Consider the following 16453-nt stretch of genomic DNA (forward strand, 5'->3'; position numbering starts at 1 on the left):
GCTCTAGGCCGTCCGCGCGAACTCCGCGCCGGCGACCCCGCACCAGGGCACCGTCGCCACCGGCCACACCGGGCCGACCGCTTCCCCGTACTCGGTGGCGCCCGGGGCCACGCCCGGGATCTTCACCAGCGCCTGCGCGGCCCGCCTCTGCGGGTCCGCCTCGGCGCGGTCGCGGAACTCCACCGTGACCACGTACGCGCCGGGGCCCTCGGCCCGCCCCGTCGCCTCCACCGCGGCCACCACCCGGCGGCTGGCCGGATCGATTCGGCACCCGGTGACCCGTACGTCCTCCACCGCCGCCCGCGGTGGTGCCTGCGGCGGATCTCCGCCGCTCGCCCACACGTACAGACCCAGCGGGGCGAACACCAGCAGCCCGGCCACCGTGACCAGACCGACCAGCCAGCCCTGCCATTTCAACGTGCTCACAGCCATGTCCCGATCCTCCCGGGCCGCCGCTCCGCCCACCAGCACCCGAGGGCTCACACAGCATTTCGAAGTGGGACCGCCTGGACACCTGACGTTCATTCGACTCGGCGCGGAATGTGGGTTTCCGCGAGCACTCTGCACCCGTGAGACGCATCCTAGGAATCGTCCTGGGCCTCCTCCTGATCGGCGGCGTGCTCTACGTCGTCGCGTTCCAGGGGCAGGGTCACCCAGAAACCACGGCAACGAAGACCGTGCGTGGCGTCATCGGCTCGGAGAAGTCCGAATTCTTCCGCGACCCCGATGTCGTCAAGGCCCTTGCCGCCAAGGGCTACACCGTGAAGACGGAGACCTCCGGCTCCTGGGCGATGGACCAACTCGCTCTCCAGGAGTTCGACTTCGCCTTCCCCGGCAGCAGTGAACCCGCCAAGGAGGTCGCGGCCGCCGCCGGGCTCAAGGGAGCCCAGGAGACCAAGCCGTTCTTCTCCCCCCTCGTCGTCATCGCCCGTCAGGGCGCCGCCAAGGTGCTGGCCGACAACGGCCTCGCCAGGATGACCGGCAAGAACTCCGGGACCCTGCTCATGGGTCCCTTCCTCAAGGCCTCCGGCGAGGACCGCACCTGGCAGCAGCTGCCCGGCTCCGCGGCACACGCCGAACTGACCGGCACGGTGTTCATCAAGACCACCGACCCGTCCTCCTCCAACTCCGGCGCCCTCTTCCTCGCCGCCACGTCCAACGTGGCGAACGGCAGCACCGTGGTCGCCGACGACGCCGGCATCGCCCGCACCGCGCCCCTGATGCGCAAGCTCATCTCCGTCCAGGGCGCGCTGGAGCCCAGCACCGACGATCCCTTCCGGGCCTTCGTCAGCGGCAGCGGCGAACCGCTGATCCTGGTGTACGAGTCCCAGGTGGCCTCGCTGCTGCTGCAGAAGCAGGATCCGGGCGACATGGTCGTGCTCTACCCGGACACCACCGTCAACTCGGCGCACACCTTCGTCCCGCTGACCGAGAAGGCGAAGGAGCTGGGCACCCTCCTCGCCACCGATCCGAGGCTGCGCGAACTGGCCGTGCTCCGCGGGTTCCGCCCGCAGGAGGGCGTGGCCGAGTTCACCGCCGCGACGGCGCCGCACACCGCGTACCTCAACACGGGGCTGACCGGTATCCGCCAGGTCGGCACACCCACCGTCAAGATCCTGATGGCGCTGGCCCAGCGCGCCAAGGGCCAGGGGGACACACCATGAGACTGACACCGCCCGAGGACACGTCCTTCCACCTGACCCCTCCGGAGCCCGTCGCCCCCGTACGCAAGGAGCAGGCCGCCGGGCTGGTCCCGCTGCGGGACGGCGTCCGCGAGGAGATGGCCCGACGGGCCCGGGAGTACGTCGACTCGCTCGCCGCGATCGACGCCCGCTCCCCCGAGTTCGCGCAGCGCATCGGCGAGCTGGCCGGCCTCGGCTCCGGCGACATGCGCAGCGCCGCCCAGCAGTCCAACCGGATGCTGGAGCGGGCCGTACGCTCGCTGGGCCCGGACGGCGGCGGCGGAGCCCAGGCCCGGGTCGCCGGCTCCCTGGTGGAGCTGCGGCGCACGGTCGAGGACCTCGACCCGCGGGACACGCCCGCCAAGGGGGCCCGCAAGCTGCTCGCGAAGCTGCCGGGCGGCAACAGGTTCCGCGACCACGTGGCGAAGTACGCCTCCTCGCAGACCACCCTCAACAAGATCGTGGGCTCGCTGCGCAGCGGCCAGGACGAACTGCGCCGCGACAACGCGGCGCTGCACACCGAGCGCTCGCGCCTGTGGGAGACCATGGGCGAGCTCCAGGAGTACGCGGTCCTGACCGAGGCCCTGGACGGTGCCGTCGAGCAGCGGATCGCCGAGGCGGAGCACACCGATCCGGGTGCGGCCGACGCGATGCGCGCGGACGTGCTCTTCCCGGTCCGGCAGAAGCACCAGGATCTGCTGACGCAGCTGGCCGTCTGCGCGCAGGGCTACCTGGCGATGGACGTGGTCCGGCGCAACAACGACGAGCTGATCAAGGGCGTCGACCGGGCCGCCACCACCACCGTGTCCGCGCTGCGGATCGCCGTGATGCTGGCCTCGGCCCTCGACCACCAGCGCGCGGTGATCGAACAGGTCAATGCCCTGAAGGGAACCACCGAGGCGCTGATCCGGGGCAACGCGGAGATGCTGTCCACCCAGAGCGGCGAGATCCAGCGGATCGCGGCCGATCCGGCGGTGGGCGTCGAGACGCTGCGGACGGCGTTCGCGCAGATCTACGAGACGCTGGACGTGATCGACACGTTCAAGGTGCAGGCGACGCAGAACATGGCGGCGACCGTGGAGTCGCTGGCCGGGGAGCTGCGGAGCGCCTCGGCGCACCTCGCGCGTACCCGCGGTGCCGCTGCCCTGGAAGGCGGAGCGCTGTGAGCGCCGCGCGCGAGCGGGGCATGCGCCGGCGAGGCTGGATCGGCTTCGCGCTCGCCGGGCTGATGGCCGCGACGGGCTGCACCGCCGACGGGCCGGCCGAGGTCGAGGGGTCGACGTACAAGGAGGGCCACCTGCGGGTGCTGGCCTCCAGCGAACTCAGTGACATGGAGCCGGTGCTGAAGGCCGCCAAGGCCGCCACCGGCGTCAGCGTCGAGCTGACCTGGTCGGGGACGCTGGACGCCGCCGAGCAGGTCGCCTCAGGAGCGGCGGACGGCACGTACGACGCGGTCTGGCTCTCCTCCAACGACTATCTGCGGCTGCGTCCGGAGGCGGCCGGGAAGCTCTCCAGCGAGACCCCGGTGATGTCCTCGCCGGTCGCGCTCGGGGTGCGGCCGCAGGCGCTGGCCCGGCTCGGCTGGAAGCCGGGGGAGGTCACCTGGCCGGCGGTGCACGAGGCCGTGGCCGCCGGGAGGCTGACGTACGGGATGACGGATCCTGTGCGCTCCAACTCCGGCTTCTCGGCGCTGGTTTCGGTGGCCTCGGGGCTGTCGGGCGCGCAGGCGGCGCTGAGCGACGAGGACGTGAAGGCGGCCACGCCCCGGCTGAAGGAGTTCTTCGCCGGGCAGAAGCTGACTTCGGGCTCCTCGGGCTGGCTCGTCACCGCTTATGCCAAGCGCGGGGACGTGGACGCGCTGGTGAACTACGAGTCGGTGCTGCTGTCCATGAACCGGGACGCGAAAGGCGCCGGGGCTCCGCTGACGGTGATCCGGCCGCGCGACGGTGTGGTCACCGCTCACTATCCGCTGACGCTGCTGACCTCGGCCCCGGCCGGGGCCCGTGATGCGGGGCGGGCGCTGACGGAGTACCTGCGGGGCCCGGAGGCGCAGAAGGCGATCACCGAGCGGACCTTCCGCCGCCCGGTCGCGGCGGGGGTGGCGCCGGCCGCCGGGCTGGACGCGGAGAAGCGGCGCGAGCTGCCCTTCCCCGGCTCGCGTTCGGTGGCGGACGGGCTGCTGGCCGGGTACGAGAACGAGCTGCGCCGGCCCTCGCGGACGGTGTACGTGCTGGACACCTCGGGTTCGATGAGCGAGGAGGACCGGATCGGGCGGCTGAAGTCGGCGCTCACCGATCTGACGGGTTCGGGGAGTTCGGGGACCGGGCAGCGGTTCCGGGACCGTGAGGAGGTGACGCTGCTGCCCTTCGGGTCCAAGGTGAAGAAGGTACGGACCCACGTCGTGGAGCCCGGCAATCCGGGTCCGGCCCTGGACGGCATCCGGGCGGACGTGAAGTCGCTGGAGCCCGACGGGGGTACGGCGGTCTACGGCAGTCTGGAGGCCGCGTACCAGCACCTGGGCCAGAAGGGTACGGACGCGTTCACCTCGATCGTGCTGATGACGGACGGCGAGAACACCGAGGGTGTCGGGGCCGGGCACTTCGACTCCTTCTACGCGGCCCTGCCGCCGGCGCAGAAGCAGACGCCGGTCTTCGCGGTGCTGTTCGGCGACTCGGACCGCAGGGAGCTCACCCGCATCACCGAACTGACCGGCGGGCGGCTCTTCGACGCCACCGGCGGCAAGGGTGCGCTGGCCGGAGCCTTCGAGGAGATCCGTGGCTACCAGTAGGGCGCGCCGGATGTTCCGGCATCTGGAATCGCGGAAGAACCTGGCGGGGTCCGCCTGCGGCCTGCTCGGGCTGGGCCTGACCCTCGCCGGGGTGGCGGGCGCGTACTGGCCGCTGGTGATCGCCGGGCTGTACGGGGCGGGCGCGCTGATCGCCCCGCCGGAGCGGGTGCTGCCGCCGCCCTTCGACCCGGGCGAGGAGGTCGGCGCGCTGCGCGCGGACTTCGCGCGGCTCGGGGAGTACCTGGGCGAGGTGGAGCTGCCGGCGGCGGCGGAAGGCCGGTGGGCCGGGCTGCTGGAGCTGTACGGGGCGCTGCTGGAGCCGGGTTGGGTGGCGGAGGTCCTGGCCGCCGAGCCGGAGGCGGTGCACGCGCTGTCGCGGGCGATCCGGCGGGACGTGCCGGAGTGCGTGGACACGTACAACCGGACGCGCTGGTGGAACCGGCTCACTCCGGGCGGACAGTCGCCGGAGCGCCATCTGGAGCGGCAGCTGGACCTGTTGTACGTGGAGGCGGAAAGAGTGACGGCGGACCTCCGTGAAGCAGAGGCCCGCCGTCAGCAGACGCACACGGCCTACCTGGAGGAGCGCGGACGCTCCTGAGGTCGGTCATGTGCTGCGGTGGGAACCGCTTGGTCGGGGGCTCCCACAGCGGTGGGCGCCGCTTGGTCGGGGGCTCCCACGTTCGATGGCCCTTCTTCAGGGCGCGTCCTGGCTCAGCCCAGGCGCTCCACGAGTGCGTGGTACTGGTCCCACAGCTCCTTGGGAGTGTGGTCCCCGTAGGTGTTCAGGTGCTCGGGGACCAGGGAGGCCTCGTCGCGCCAGACTTCCTTGTCGACGGTGAGGAGGAAGTCGAGGTCCTCGGCCGGCAGGTCCAGGCCGTCGAGGTCGAGGGACTCCTTGGTCGGCAGGATGCCGATGGGGGTGTCGACGCCCGCCGCGGTGCCGTCGAGGCGGCCGACGATCCACTTGAGGACGCGGCTGTTCTCGCCGAAGCCGGGCCACACGAACTTGCCCGCGTCGTTCTTTCGGAACCAGTTCACGTAGTAGATCTTCGGGAGCTTGGACTGGTCCTTGCCCTTGGCGACGTCGACCCAGTGGCCCATGTAGTCGCCCATGTTGTAGCCGCAGAACGGCAGCATGGCGAAGGGGTCGCGGCGCAGTTCGCCGACCTTGCCCTCGGCGGCGGCGGTCTTCTCGGAGGCGATGTTCGAGCCGATGAAGACGCCGTGGTTCCAGTCGAAGGACTCGGTGACCAGCGGGACGGCGGAGGCGCGGCGGCCGCCGAAGAGGATCGCGGAGATCGGGACGCCCTTGGGGTCCTCCCACTCGGGGGCGATCGTCGGGCACTGGGCGGCGGGAACGGCGAAACGGGCGTTGGGGTGTGCGGCCGGGGTCTCGGACTCCGGGGTCCAGGCGTTGCCCTTCCAGTCGATCAGGTGGGCGGGCGCCTCTTCGGTCATGCCCTCCCACCACACGTCGGAGCCGTCCGGGGTGAGCGCGACGTTGGTGAAGACGGTGTTGGCGTACATGGTCTTCATGGCGTTGGCGTTGGTGTGCGCGCCGGTGCCGGGGGCGACGCCGAAGAAGCCGGCCTCGGGGTTGATCGCGTAGAGGTGGCCGTCCTCGCCGAAGCGCATCCAGGCGATGTCGTCCCCGACGGTCTCGACGGTCCAGCCGGGGATCGTGGGCTCCAGCATGGCGAGGTTCGTCTTGCCGCAGGCGGAGGGGAAGGCGGCGGCGATGTACTTCGCCTCGCCCTCGCCCGTCGGCGGGGTGAGCTTGAGGATCAGCATGTGCTCGGCGAGCCAGCCCTCGTCGCGGGCCATGACGGACGCGATGCGCAGGGCGTAGCACTTCTTGCCGAGGAGGGCGTTGCCGCCGTAGCCGGATCCGAAGGACCAGATCTCGCGGGTCTCCGGGAAGTGCGAGATGTACTTGGTGGTGTTGCAGGGCCACGGCACGTCGGCCTCGCCCTCGGCGAGCGGAGCGCCGAGGGTGTGGACGGCCTTGACGAAGAACCCGTCGGTGCCGAGCTCGTCGAGGACGGCCTTGCCCATGCGGGTCATGGTGCGCATGGCGACCGCGACGTAGGCGGAGTCGGTGATCTCGACGCCGATCGCGGAGAGCTCGGAGCCGAGGGGGCCCATGCAGAACGGGACGACGTACATCGTCCGGCCCTTCATGGAGCCGCGGAAGATCCCCTTCTCTCCCGAGAAGATGTCCTTCATCTCGGCCGGGGCCTTCCAGTGGTTGGTCGGGCCCGCGTCCTCCTCCTTCTCGGAGCAGATGAAGGTACGGTCCTCGACGCGCGCGACGTCGGAGGGGTCGGAGGCGGCGTAGTAGGAGTTCGGGCGCTTGGTCTCGTCGAGCTTCTTGAACGTTCCCTTGGCTACGAGCTCCTCGCACAGGCGCTCGTACTCGCCCTCGGAGCCGTCGCACCAGACGACGCGGTCCGGCTGGGTGAGGGCTGCGATCTCGTCCACCCAGGAGATGAGTTCCTGGTGAGTCGTCGGGATGGTGGGAGCCGCGTTGTCGCGCGCCACGATTGCTCCTTGTTGAGGGGTTTGTTTGGTGTAGGCCCCGTGGGGGCTGCGACCCGGATGCTTCGCGCTCCGCTCATCCGGTGTCGACCGCACTCATCTGATCATCCGGTGGATGTGCGCATATGTCCAGAGGGCCTCTCACGTGAGCATTGCCACGTCCGTCAATCTTCCGTAAAGGCCACTCACGGAAACCTACGGGCCCGTAGGTAGCATGGCGCGCATGACTTCTGATGCCGCCGCCGTCCCGGCCCCCGAGGCCACACCGGTCGTCGAGGCCCTGGAGGCGGCCGAGACCGCCCTGGAGGAAAAGCCGCTGCTGCGCGGCTGGCTGCACCTCGGGATGTTCCCCGCCGTGGTCGTCGCGGGCCTGGCGCTGATGGCCTTCACCGACTCCACCCGGGCACGGGTCGCCTGCGGCGTCTACATCCTCACGGCCTGCCTGCTCTTCGGCGTCAGCGCGGTCTACCACCGCGGCACCTGGGGGCCGCGCGGCGAGGCCGTCCTGCGGCGGCTCGACCACGCCAACATCTTCCTGATCATCGCGGGTACCTACACCCCGCTGACCGTCCTGCTGCTGCCGCCCTCCACCGGGCGGACCCTGCTGTGGGCGGTGTGGATCGCGGCCGGCGCCGGCATCGCCTTCCGGGTCTTCTGGGTCGGCGCCCCGCGCTGGCTCTACACCCCGTGCTACATCGCCATGGGCTGGGCGGCGGTCTTCTTCCTGCCCGACTTCATGCGCGCCGGCGGGATCGCCGTCCTGGTCCTGGTGATCGTCGGCGGCCTCCTCTACAGCGTGGGAGGGGTCATCTACGGCATGAAGCGCCCGAACCCCTCCCCCCGCTTCTTCGGCTTCCACGAGGTCTTCCACTCGCTGACCCTCGCGGCCTTCGTGGCCCACTACGTCGGCATCTCACTCGCCGCGTACCGGCACTGAATCAGTCGGAGGCCGCCAGGGCCGCGCCGAAGAGCCGGTCGGCCAGCTCGCCGAAGACGGTGCTCGGTTTCTCGTCGGAGATGCCGTCGGCGTACCCCTGGAACGCCGGCCCGGCCACGGCCTGGACGGCGGGCGTCGCGTACTGCGGGTCGACGAGGTCGATGGGCGTTTCCGCGCGTTCTCCTCGGCCCGCCCCCGCTCCGGCACCCTCAGGGACGGACCGCACCCAACTGCTCCGCCAGTTCGGCCGGATCCGTCGTCGGCCGCGCGCAGACGAAATGTCGGCACACGTACGCCGTCGGAAGGCCGCGCACGAGGGTGCGCTCGGCAAGAAGGGGGAACTCACCGCCATCGCCTTCCGCCGCCCCCGGAAGGCCGGCCGCCACCACCGCCCCGGGAGCCGTCCCCAGCAACGCGGTCCGGTGCAGCAGCGCCAGCGCCGGATCCTCCGGACGGCCCACGACCGCCACCTCACGCGGCCCGTCGAGGAGCGCCTCGGCCACCGACAGGCCGTGTCCGATGAAGCGCGGCACCCGCGGCCCGAGCGCGTGCACCACCCCGAGCGCCCGCTCCGCCGCCGTACGGTGCGGCTGCGATCCGGTGTGCGCCGCGTACGACAGCAGCGCGCCCGCGGCCGCCGTCCATCCCGACGGGGCGGCCGTGTCCGTCGGATCCTGCGGCCTGCGGATGAGCTTCTCGGCGTCGTGCGCCGTGTCGTACAGCGACCCGTCCTCGGCGGTGAACCGGTCCAGGACCTGGTCGACGAGGATCCCGGCGAACTCCAGCCAGACCCCCTCGCCGGTCACGGACGCCAGCGCGAGGAAGCCCTCCGCCACATCGCCGTAGTCCTCCAGCACCCCGTCGTTGGCGCCGGCCTGGCCGTCCTTGCTGGTGCGCGAGAGCCGCGCCCGACCGTCCATGTGCACCCGCACCAGCAGATCGGCCGCCTCGGTCGCCCGCTCCACCAGGTCGGGCCGCTCGAAGTACGCGCCGCACTCGGCGAGCGCGGCGATCGCCAGCCCGTTCCACGCGGCGACGATCTTGTCGTCCCGCCCGGGCGCGGGCCGCCGCCCCCGCGCGGCCAGCAGCCGCTCCTTGATCCCGGCGAGCCGGCCCGCCTCCACCGCGGGCCCGTCCTGGGGCAGCTGCAGCACGGACGTCCCGTGCTCGAAGGTCCCCTCCTCGGTCACCCCGAAGTACCCGACGGCCAAATCCCCGTCGGCCTCGCCGAGCACCTCACGCAACTGGGCGGGCGTCCAGGCGTAGTAGGCTCCCTCGACGTGCTCCCCGGTCAGCGGATCCTCGCTGTCGGCGTCGAGCGCGGAGGCGAACCCGCCCTGGTCGGTGCGCAGCTCCCGGACCATGAAATCGGCGGTCTCCAGCGCGACCCGGCGTGCGAGATCGGACCCGGTGGCGCGCCACAGGTGGGCGTAGACCCGGCACAGCAGGGCGTTGTCGTAGAGCATCTTCTCGAAGTGCGGAACCGTCCACTCCCGGTCCACGGAGTACCGCGCGAACCCGCCTCCCAGCTGGTCGCAGATCCCGCCGCGCGCCATCGCCTCGCAGGTGTCCGCGGCCATCTGGAGGGCACCCTCGGACCCGGTGCGCGCGTGGTGGCGCAGCAGGAACTCCAGGACCATGGACGGCGGAAACTTCGGCGCGCCGCCGAATCCGCCGTGCGCGGCGTCGTAGTCCCGCGTCAGCCCGAGCAGCGCCCCGGCGAGCTCATCGGGTCCGGGTGTCCCGGCCTTCCCGTAGTCCAACTCCCGTCCGGCCAGGTCCCGTACGATCCGCTGCGCGACCTCGGCGACTTCCTCGCGCCGCCCCACCCAGGCGGTCCGCACCCCTTCGAGCACCTGCATGAAGGAGGGCATCCCGTGCCGGGGTTCGGGCGGGAAGTAGGTGCCGAAGTAGAAGGGCTCGGCATCGGCGGTCATGAAGACGGTCATGGGCCACCCGCCCTGCCCGGTGGCGGCCTGCACGGCTTCCATGTAGACGGCGTCGACGTCGGGGCGCTCCTCGCGGTCCACCTTGATGTTGACGAAGTGCTCGTTCATGTAGGCGGCGGTCGGTTCGTCCTCGAAGCTCTCGCCCGCCAGCACATGGCACCAGTGGCAGCTCGAATAGCCGACGCTGAGGTGCACGGGCACCCCGCGCTCACGCGCCTCCGCGAAGGCCTCGGGCGACCACGGCCACCAGTCGACGGGATTGTCGGCGTGCTGGAGGAGGTAGGGAGAGGTCTCGTTCGCGAGGCGGTTCGGCATGGGGCCCATCCTGCCGCACCGCCCGGGGTGCGCCTCGTCACCGGGCCGTCGGGCAGCCGGTTCGGCGGCGTTGCGGCGATGCCCGCCACGGCTGGTGAGGGGTGGTCGGGTCACTTCCGCAGCAGCGGGGTCAGGTCGGCGGTCCAGGCGTCGCGGGTGGCGGCCCAGGTGCCGGGGCAGTGCGCGCGGGCCGGTGTCGCGTGGTCCGGGTGGCGGGCGGGTGCCGCGCCGTAGGCCGCGCAGCGGTGGGCTTCCGCGCGGACCGGGTCCGGGGCGTGTTCGCCGTCGGGGTCCGGGGTGGGGTCCGCGGCCGCCGCGAGGTCGTAGGCGCGGGCCGCGGTCAGCAGGGTGCGGCCGCCCGCCGGGGAGCGCAGGATCATCAGCTGGGCGAAGCGGTCGGCGGCGTCCTCCTCGGCGCGGCCCTGGTCGCGGACCGGGAGGTCGAGGACGTCGATGAGGGCGTGACCCGCCTCGTGGTGGAGGGTCTCCCGGGCGACTTCGGAGAGGGCTTCGTCCGCCGGGCGGCGGTCGGCCTCCTCGAACCGTTCCCGGTCCTCCGTCAGGTCGTCGTAACAGAGCTCGATCGTGCGGGTCACGGGGTCGTAGCCGCTGCCCTCGCCCCCGCAGGAGCGGGCGACGACAGTGATCCGGTGCGGGACGTCGAGAGCGGCGTTGAGGTCGGCGGTGACGAGCTCGACGAGTTCGTGCCGCTTCAGCAGGTCGGCGCTGCGGCGGTCGGCCTCGTCCGGATTCTCGTGGCGGGGTACGAATCCCCGTGCGGGCGGCGGGCCTTCGCATCCGGCCGTCGCCGGCAGCAGCGCCGTCGCGCACAGGGACGAAACCAGAGCGGTGCGTAAGCGACGTAGCGTCATGTTGCCCCCAGGATATGCCAGTTGACTGTTTTCGACCCGACTGCGGGAGAGAGTGCGCACTTCCCTCTGAACTAGCTCAGATTTCCTCGCGCTCGGCGGAGTCCCGCAGGACACTTGGGGCTCGTTGCCGGAGATCTCTGAGGGGGACGCCGATGCGGGACAGCCATCGCGGTGAGGCCGAGCGGCTGTTGGAGCGGGCCGTGGACGACGCGGCGCAGCGGGGGACGGGTGCGGGCATCGACCGGGCGACGCTGCTGACCCGGGGCCGGGAGGCGCTGGACGCGCTCGCCGCGAGTGCGGCGCCGGAATACGAGGCGTACGTACGGGCTCTGGACGAGGCGGCGGCCGGGGACCAGTCGCTCGGTGAGGCCTTCCGGCGCGGCAACCCTTCCACGGCGCTGCTGGTGACGGCGGTGGCGGCGGCCGCGGCCGTGGGCGCGGACCTGTCGCTGGGTGTGGCGGCCGGTACGGCGCTGACCGCGGGGGCCGTGGTGGGCATCTCCGGGGCGGTGGCGACGGTGGTGAAGGTGACGGCGCTGCACCTGCCGGCCGCGAACCGGCGGGCCGGGGAGCGGGGCCGGCCCGGCGGGCCCGAGCAGTTGAGACTGCAGTGGCTGTCGGCGCTGGAGGTGCGCGGGATACGCCCGTTCCTGGAGCAGCAGCGTGCGGTGGCCGCGGCGGCCCGGGCGGCCCGGCCCGTGGCCCGGCCGGCGGCGGTGCGGCCCGCTCCGCGGTTGCGGGGTACGGACCGCAGTGCGGAGGCGCGGCGGCGCAGTGCGCTGGAGCATTCCTTCGGGCAGCTGCCGGCTCCGGCCGAGGCGTTCGCGGGACGGCGCTCGGAGCTGACGCGGATCGCGCAGTGGGTGCGGGCGGCGCGGGCGAGTACGGAGACCCGGCCGGTGGTGGTGGTGCTGCACGGTGAGCCGGGGGTGGGGCGTACGGCACTGGCGCTGCGGGCGGCGCACGACCTGCGGGACCAGTTCCGGGGTGCGTGCGTGGTGGATCTGCGGGGCGGTTCGGCCGGTGAGGCGTCCGGGGAGGCGCCGCTGGCCACGCGGGAGGCGCTGCTGCACCTGATGAACCGCCTCGGTGCGCCGCGCGAGCAGTTGCTTTTCCGCGAGGGGGCGTCGGCGGCTCAGCAGGTGCGCCGCTTGGGCGAGCTGTACCACCAGCATCTGCAGGGGCTGCCGGTGACGGTGCTGCTGGACGACGCGGTGGACGCGGCGCAGGTGCGGATGCTGGTTCCGGAGCGTTCCGAGAGCCTGGTGCTGGTGACGGCGCGGGAGCCGTTGGAGCTGCCGGCGGATCTGGCGGCGTGGGTGTACCAGCTGCCGGTGGAGCGGTTGGCACGGGAGGAGGCGGCGGAGCTGCTCCGGACGGCGCGAGCCGGCACGTCGGGCACGTCGGGCACGTCGGAGGAGGACGTGGCCGCGGTGGTGGAGCTGAGCGGCGGGCTCCCGCTCGCGCTGCGGCTGCTGGCTCCGTCGGCGGGCGAGGTCCGGGTCCTGGCGGACGGTACGGCCGCGCACCCGGTGGAGGCGGCGCTGCGTGCGGCGGACGCGCGGCTGGCCGAGCCCGCCCGGCAGCTGCTGCGACGGCTGCCGCTGGCCGGCCGGGCGTCGCTGGGGGGCGCGGCGGCGGCCGCGCTCGCGGACGTACCGGAGCCGGCGGCGCTGCGCACGCTGGAGGAGCTGTGGGAGGCCGGACTGATCGAGCGGGTGCGCGGCCAGCGGTTCCGGATGCACGACGCGGTGCGCTCGTACGCGGCGGCACGGGCGGCGCAGGACGAGGACCGGGCGCAGGCCGCGGCGGCGCACGAGCGGCTGATCCGCGATTACGCGAGGCTCGCGGACTCGGTGATCCGGATGGTCGACGGGAAGATGTCGACGCGGGCGCATCAGTTCGCGGTCCACGGTTTCGCCTCGCTGGATGCGGCGCTGCGCTGGCTGGACGACGAGTCGAGCTTCATCACGGCGGCCCTGCGGCATTCGGAGGGCGTGGACCAGCAGGCGGTGCTGGATCTGCTGGGTGCGCTGTGCGATTTCTGTCTGTTGCGCGGGGACCTGTACCGGCTCGGTGAGATCGATGAGCTGACACAGGTGGTGGCGGCGGGTCAGAACGGGCTGAAGGGGCAGCAGGGGCGGCTGGTGCGGTCGGTGCAGTGGCGTACGGGTATCGCGGCGCGCCAGCTGGGCGAGCTCGACAAAGCCCGCACCACGCTCGCCTCGGTGGTGGACCAGTACATGGAGGCCGATCAGGAGGCAGCGGCGGCGATGGCCCTGATCTCGCTCGGGATCACGCTGCACCACCAGGGCAATCTTCCGGAGGCGGCGGTGCGGATCCGGGAGGCGCTGGAGCTGCAGGAGCCGCCGGAGCTGGCGGGCGACCGGGCGTGGGGGCTGCACGCGCTGGCGGCGGTGGAGCGGGACCGGGCGCGGCTGGCGGAGGCGGCGCGGCTGCTGGAGACGTCGCTGGCGTTGCACCGGGAGAGCGAGAGCGTGCACGGGGAGGCGTGGGCGCATTTCCAGCTGGGCCAGGTGCACCTGCGGTTCGGAGACGTGGAGCGGGCGGAGGTGGAGCTGCGGCTGGCTCTCGACCTGTACGGACGTACCCGCGACGACCGCGGTGAGGCCTGGGCGCTGACGCAGCTGGGCCGGGCCCGGGTGGTGGACGGGGATCCGGGGCCGGCGGCGGACGGGCTGCGGGAGGCGCTGGCCCGCCACCGGGAGGCGGAGGACGCGCGCGGGGAGGCCTGGACGCAGTACTACCTCGGACAGGCACTGGAGGTGGGCGGCGAGCCCGACGAGGCGGTACGGGAGCTGGAGCGGGCGCGGACGATGTTCTCGCGGATGCGGGACGTGTACGGGCTGGCGTACGCCCGCCACCATTCGGGACGGGTGACCCGGGACCAGCGGGCGGCTCGGACGGGGAACCTGCGGAACTCGGGCTTCGCCCGTCAGCTGCTGGTGGACGCGCGGGCGGATTTCCGGCGGATCGGGCTGGCGCACGGCGAGGCCTGGACGTGTCTGGAGCTGGCGGTGATCGACGCGGGCAACGGCCGGCTGTCGCAGGCGCTGGGGCTGTGCGAGGAGGCGGTGCGGCTGTTCATCGCGTACGGGGACCGGCGCGGGGAGGACTGGGCGCGGTTCCTGCGGTGCACGATGCTGCCGTACGCGGTGCCCGCGGCGCCGGAGGAGGCGCGGGCGGAGCTGGGCCGCCTCGCGCAGGCGCCGCATCCGGCGCGGGACGGCCGGCTGGAGGACTGCCTGGAGACGTACGGGGTGATCCTGGGCCGCGGGGTGAATCCGGCGGAGGGCTGGCAGGCGTGGCGGCTCGGCCTGGTGCCGAACCTGCACTCGCGGGAGGTCATGGGAGTCCCGCGGACCTGACGCGAACACGTCCCGGCGAGCCGCGTCGGGCCCCGGGTGGTCCCGCACCCGCCGAAGCCGCCGCCCCCGCCGGTTCTCCCGGCCGGGGCGCCGGCGTGCACGCGAGGGTCCTGCGGGCCGTACCGGGCCGTGCTCCGCCTCACGGGGAGGGTGGCCTGGCGGGCGGGCCGCACCGGGCCGTGCTCCGCCTTACGGGGCCCGGGTGGCGTCGGCGCCGGGGGCGGCCGGGGCCGCGGGGTCCGGGGCCTCCTCGAAGTTCACCCGGCCCATGTGCCGGTTCATGGACTTCATCAGGGCCCACACGCCGACGGCGAGGGCCGCGAACACGACGAAGCCGAGGAGGCCGGGCGTCACCTTGTTCTTGTCGAAGGTGTCACCCGCCAGCGGAAGGAGCTGGGTCAGTGCTGCCTGCGTAGCGCTCATAGCTACGCATTCTCCCGGATGCCCGCGAAGAGGTCGGACTCGGGGAGGGAAGTGTCGACGAGCGACTTCGCCAGTTCGTACTCCTCGGTGGGCCAGACCTCCTTCTGGATGTCCATCGGGACGCGGAACCAGCCGCCGTCCGGGTCGATCTGCGTGGCGTGCGCGATGAGCGCCTTGTCACGGATCTCGAAGAAGTCGGCGCAGGGGACATGGGTGGTCAGGGTCCGCTCCTTGCGCTCGAACTCCTTCCACCGCTCCAGCCACTCCCCGTAGGGGGACTCCAGGCCGCGTGCGAGGAGCGCCTCGTGGAGGGCGATGGTGCGCGGCTTGTTGAAGCCCTGGTTGTAGTAGAGCTTCTGCGGCTGGTAGGCCGGGCCGTACTCGCTCTCCGGGTACTTCTCGGTGTCGGCCGCGCTGTCGAAGGCCAGCATGGAGATCGTGTGGGTCATGATGTGGTCGGGGTGCGGGTAGCCCCCGTTCTCGTCGTAGGTGGTGATGACCTGCGGCTTGAAGGCGCGGATCTTCTTCACCAGCTCGCCGGCGGCCTCATGGGCGTCCGCGAGCGCGAAGCAGCCCTCGGGCAGCGGGGGCAGCGGGTCGCCCTCGGGGAGGCCGGAGTCCACGTAGCCGAGCCACTCCTGCTGGACGCCGAGGATGTCGCGCGCCTCGTCCATCTCCTTGGCGCGGACCGCGTGGATGTTCTCCTCGATGTACCTGTCGCCCTGGAGCTTGGGGTTCAGGACCGAGCCGCGCTCGCCACCGGTGCAGGTGACGACCAGCACGGGAATCCCCTCGGACACGTACTTGGCCATGGTGGCCGCGCCCTTGCTCGACTCGTCGTCGGGGTGGGCGTGGACGGCCATCAGTCGAAGCTGCTCGGTCAAAACAGGATCCTCTGCGATTCGGCGCGACACTCAGCTCCTATAGTGACCGAACTGGGGGACGGAAAATTCCAGGGGTGACCAAGCCGTCCCCGGCGAGAGGAACGATCATGAGTGCGGTGCGCGAGGGACTGCCCGAGGGCCGGTACGGCCGGTCGGCGGACGAGCGCGCGGACCGGAAGCTCAAGATCATCGGATCGGTGCTGGGTGCGGCGCTGCTGGGCGTGGTCGGCTGGATCGGCTGGGACTACGTCGCGGGACAGAGCGTGAGCGCCGAGGTGATCAAGTTCCAGGTGATTTCGGACACTGAGGTGAAGGTGCACCTGGAGGTCCGCAAGGAGGCCTCGGTCACCGGTGTCTGCTCCCTGAGCTCCCAGGACAAGGAGCACGCCGAGGTGGGCCGCGCGGACTTCACCTTCGCGCAGTCCCGGTCGCGGGTGGACGAGATCGTCACCCTGAGGACCACCGGCAGGGCCGCGATGATCGAGCTGGTCGGCTGCCGGCCGGCGCCTTCCGCCCGCTAGGCCCGTCTCTTCCGGATCTTGCCGGGGCCGCGACGCCCGACAGAATCCGAAAGAGACGGGCCTAGGGTCGTCTCTTTCGGATCTTGTCGGTCGGGCCCGCGTTGTCCGGTGCCGTGCATCGCAAGGCGGAGGGGCGCCCGAGTACTGGACGTACT

Annotated in this window: 14 protein-coding genes; 7 read left to right on the forward strand and 7 right to left on the reverse strand. The window is 72.2% G+C overall.

Annotated features, from left to right (window positions below):
- Nucleotides 1-3: 3 nt before the first annotated feature.
- Nucleotides 4-432, reverse strand: a complete 429-nt coding sequence (locus ACWGIU_RS09290; RefSeq protein WP_453703922.1) for a hypothetical protein — start codon at nucleotides 430-432, stop codon at nucleotides 4-6.
- A gap of 137 nt (nucleotides 433-569) precedes the next feature.
- On the opposite strand from ACWGIU_RS09290, the gene ACWGIU_RS09295 reads away from it, so the two are divergent.
- From ACWGIU_RS09295 to ACWGIU_RS09310, 4 genes are read left to right on the forward strand one after another with little or no spacing between them, the layout of a single operon-like run.
- Nucleotides 570-1664, forward strand: a complete 1095-nt coding sequence (locus ACWGIU_RS09295; protein ID WP_453703924.1) for a hypothetical protein — start codon at nucleotides 570-572, stop codon at nucleotides 1662-1664.
- The gene (locus ACWGIU_RS09300) at nucleotides 1661-2848 is read left to right on the forward strand and encodes a toxic anion resistance protein (RefSeq protein WP_453703926.1); all 1188 of its coding nucleotides are present in this window, start codon (nucleotides 1661-1663) and stop codon (nucleotides 2846-2848) included. Before ACWGIU_RS09295 ends, ACWGIU_RS09300 begins: the two co-directional genes overlap by 4 nt.
- 20 nt (nucleotides 2849-2868) lie before the next feature.
- Entirely contained in the window at nucleotides 2869-4470 is a 1602-nt protein-coding gene (locus ACWGIU_RS09305; RefSeq protein ID WP_453703948.1) for a substrate-binding and vWA domain-containing protein, read from the forward strand.
- A complete protein-coding gene (locus tag ACWGIU_RS09310; RefSeq protein ID WP_453703928.1) occupies nucleotides 4457-5068 on the forward strand; it encodes a hypothetical protein in 612 nt (203 codons plus the stop codon). Before ACWGIU_RS09305 ends, ACWGIU_RS09310 begins: the two co-directional genes overlap by 14 nt.
- A gap of 113 nt (nucleotides 5069-5181) precedes the next feature.
- Here the strand turns inward: ACWGIU_RS09310 and ACWGIU_RS09315 are convergent, their stop codons facing one another.
- Entirely contained in the window at nucleotides 5182-7011 is a 1830-nt protein-coding gene (locus ACWGIU_RS09315; RefSeq protein WP_453703930.1) for a phosphoenolpyruvate carboxykinase (GTP), read from the reverse strand.
- Between the two features lie 220 nt (nucleotides 7012-7231).
- On the opposite strand from ACWGIU_RS09315, the gene trhA reads away from it, so the two are divergent.
- Nucleotides 7232-7945: a PAQR family membrane homeostasis protein TrhA gene (gene trhA, locus ACWGIU_RS09320; protein WP_453703932.1), complete on the forward strand. Its 714-nt coding sequence runs from the start codon at nucleotides 7232-7234 to the stop codon at nucleotides 7943-7945.
- Between the two features lies 1 nt (nucleotide 7946).
- Here trhA and ACWGIU_RS09325 read toward each other — a convergent pair whose 3' ends face one another.
- From ACWGIU_RS09325 to ACWGIU_RS09335, 3 genes are all read right to left on the reverse strand, one after another.
- Nucleotides 7947-8171 (reverse strand): hypothetical protein, encoded by a 225-nt coding sequence (locus ACWGIU_RS09325; RefSeq protein WP_453703934.1) that lies wholly within the window; start codon nucleotides 8169-8171, stop codon nucleotides 7947-7949.
- Nucleotides 8155-10209, reverse strand: coding sequence for a thioredoxin domain-containing protein (locus ACWGIU_RS09330; RefSeq protein WP_453703936.1), 2055 nt, complete (start codon nucleotides 10207-10209; stop codon nucleotides 8155-8157). Before ACWGIU_RS09330 ends, ACWGIU_RS09325 begins: the two co-directional genes overlap by 17 nt.
- 110 nt (nucleotides 10210-10319) lie before the next feature.
- A complete protein-coding gene (locus ACWGIU_RS09335; protein ID WP_453703938.1) occupies nucleotides 10320-11081 on the reverse strand; it encodes a DUF4344 domain-containing metallopeptidase in 762 nt (253 codons plus the stop codon).
- Between the two features lie 152 nt (nucleotides 11082-11233).
- Between ACWGIU_RS09335 and ACWGIU_RS09340 the strand changes: the two genes are divergently transcribed.
- Nucleotides 11234-14470: a tetratricopeptide repeat protein gene (locus tag ACWGIU_RS09340; RefSeq protein WP_453703940.1), complete on the forward strand. Its 3237-nt coding sequence runs from the start codon at nucleotides 11234-11236 to the stop codon at nucleotides 14468-14470.
- Nucleotides 14471-14659: 189 nt separating this feature from the next.
- On the opposite strand, the gene ACWGIU_RS09345 is transcribed toward ACWGIU_RS09340, so the two are convergent.
- Both ACWGIU_RS09345 and mca read right to left on the reverse strand, forming a co-directional pair.
- Nucleotides 14660-14893 carry a hypothetical protein gene (locus ACWGIU_RS09345; RefSeq protein ID WP_453703942.1) on the reverse strand — a complete coding sequence of 78 codons (234 nt, stop codon included), beginning with the start codon at nucleotides 14891-14893 and terminating at the stop codon, nucleotides 14660-14662.
- Nucleotides 14894-14895: 2 nt separating this feature from the next.
- The gene (mca, locus tag ACWGIU_RS09350) at nucleotides 14896-15777 is read right to left on the reverse strand and encodes a mycothiol conjugate amidase Mca (RefSeq protein ID WP_453703944.1); all 882 of its coding nucleotides are present in this window, start codon (nucleotides 15775-15777) and stop codon (nucleotides 14896-14898) included.
- Nucleotides 15778-15884: 107 nt separating this feature from the next.
- Here mca and ACWGIU_RS09355 point away from each other — a divergent pair, with 107 nt between their 5' ends.
- The gene (locus ACWGIU_RS09355; RefSeq protein ID WP_453703946.1) at nucleotides 15885-16298 is read left to right on the forward strand and encodes a DUF4307 domain-containing protein; all 414 of its coding nucleotides are present in this window, start codon (nucleotides 15885-15887) and stop codon (nucleotides 16296-16298) included.
- The last annotated feature ends 155 nt before the right edge of the window (nucleotides 16299-16453 follow it).

This window comes from Streptomyces sp. NPDC054840, from assembly GCF_053611065.1.

Excerpts from the sequence above, each read along its gene's own strand:
- ACWGIU_RS09345 (WP_453703942.1), bottom strand. The coding sequence starts at position 14,893 with ATGAGCGCTACGCAGGCAGCACTGACCCAGCTCCTTCCGCTGGCGGGT.
- ACWGIU_RS09290 (WP_453703922.1), bottom strand. The coding sequence starts at position 432 with ATGGCTGTGAGCACGTTGAAATGGCAGGGCTGGCTGGTCGGTCTGGTC.
- ACWGIU_RS09300 (WP_453703926.1), top strand. The coding sequence starts at position 1,661 with ATGAGACTGACACCGCCCGAGGACACGTCCTTCCACCTGACCCCTCCG.
- ACWGIU_RS09340 (WP_453703940.1), top strand. The coding sequence starts at position 11,234 with ATGCGGGACAGCCATCGCGGTGAGGCCGAGCGGCTGTTGGAGCGGGCC.
- ACWGIU_RS09330 (WP_453703936.1), bottom strand. The coding sequence starts at position 10,209 with ATGCCGAACCGCCTCGCGAACGAGACCTCTCCCTACCTCCTCCAGCAC.
- ACWGIU_RS09305 (WP_453703948.1), top strand. The coding sequence starts at position 2,869 with ATGCGCCGGCGAGGCTGGATCGGCTTCGCGCTCGCCGGGCTGATGGCC.
- ACWGIU_RS09335 (WP_453703938.1), bottom strand. The coding sequence starts at position 11,081 with ATGACGCTACGTCGCTTACGCACCGCTCTGGTTTCGTCCCTGTGCGCG.
- trhA (WP_453703932.1), top strand. The coding sequence starts at position 7,232 with ATGACTTCTGATGCCGCCGCCGTCCCGGCCCCCGAGGCCACACCGGTC.
- ACWGIU_RS09355 (WP_453703946.1), top strand. The coding sequence starts at position 15,885 with ATGAGTGCGGTGCGCGAGGGACTGCCCGAGGGCCGGTACGGCCGGTCG.